A 646-nucleotide genomic window follows, 5' to 3' on the forward strand; every position below is an offset into this window, starting at 1 on the left:
ACCGTCATATCCGTCATGCCTCTATTGCTGGCGGTATTCGAAATTGACATCACGGATACGGTGGACTTCTCGGTCTATTCCGCGTCGGGAGCGTTGCTGGGCTTCACGATTCTCTTCGCACACACCTGCGTTCGGGTTGCGCGCGCATCTGGACCCGAGCGGACGGGCGGTCGGGGGCACAGCGGCAATGCTGATGGTGGGGCGGCGTTCGAGTTGATTCTGTTCAATTCATGCGTCGGACCATTGGGTGTCGTTCGCCGGCCGTTCGCGATCTGATTCTCCCGCCGTGCCGATTGCGCTCGACGGTGATGACAATTTTCAGCCCAAACGTGGCAGATTTGCCAAGGTTAGTTGTAGAGTCGTTGACTTTGGTGGCGTCCGACCTTCATTGAGGTCAGTTTGCGGACGACCACCGGGTCAGCACCGTCGTGTTCGCGCGCGGCAGCAGCGCGAGCGCCGAGCGGCCGGCGCGCTGCGTGCGCCCGGCCTTATCGACCAGCACGAACGGTAGCTCGGGCGGTTGCCACTCCTGCGAGGGCACCGCCGGATCACGCAGCGGCAATAGGACGATCAGCGTGCTCAAAGGCCACTCTCTCTGTGGATTGCGTTATTCATAGTTGGTCTTGTACCCGCACGATACGCGTAG

At 60.8% G+C, this 646-nt stretch carries 1 protein-coding gene and 1 pseudogene; one reads left to right on the top strand and one right to left on the bottom strand.

Annotated features, from left to right (window positions below):
* Window positions 1-276: hypothetical protein (locus ACLFKU_RS43855; RefSeq protein WP_410853402.1), on the top strand; the 276-nt coding region annotated here is incomplete at its 5' end.
* A gap of 142 nt (window positions 277-418) precedes the next feature.
* Here the strand turns inward: ACLFKU_RS43855 and ACLFKU_RS43860 are convergent.
* Window positions 419-583: pseudogene (locus tag ACLFKU_RS43860) on the bottom strand (type II secretion system protein GspL); the annotation flags it as partial.
* Window positions 584-646 lie beyond the last annotated feature (63 nt).

Source organism: Paraburkholderia sp. EG304 (assembly GCF_046543485.1).
Lineage (GTDB): Bacteria > Pseudomonadota > Gammaproteobacteria > Burkholderiales > Burkholderiaceae > Paraburkholderia > Paraburkholderia youngii.